At 53.3% G+C, this 274-nt stretch carries 1 protein-coding gene; it reads right to left on the minus strand.

Annotation, left to right across the window (positions count from 1 at the left end; genetic code table 11):
• Nucleotides 1-237, minus strand: a 237-nt coding sequence (locus AC1RO3_RS09160) for a hypothetical protein (RefSeq protein ID WP_481764109.1), incomplete at its 3' end; no start/stop codon positions are given.
• Between the last annotated feature and the right edge of the window lie 37 nt (nucleotides 238-274).

The raw sequence follows: 274 nt of genomic DNA on the forward strand, positions 1-274 counted from the left end.
AGCCTGCTCAGCGCGACGCACAGCCACATCAAGCCGATTAAATTCTCGAAATTCTGCACCCGAACGCACAGCAGCACGTTGAACTTTCTTAGCTTGCTTATACGCTGCACTCTTGTAACGGCTGCTTTCGCGTGCGGCCACCGAAGCTGCACTGCCTTTACTGTAGAGCAGGATCGATTTCTTTTTCCACGTCGGCACCAGATCAGTAGGTGACACGATTCTCATCCCAGAATCCAAAACGCTGGCCACCTGCTCAGCCAAATGCTGGTCGGAC

The sequence above is a fragment of the Dellaglioa sp. CoH-57-MRSF-19 genome (genome assembly GCF_056781975.1).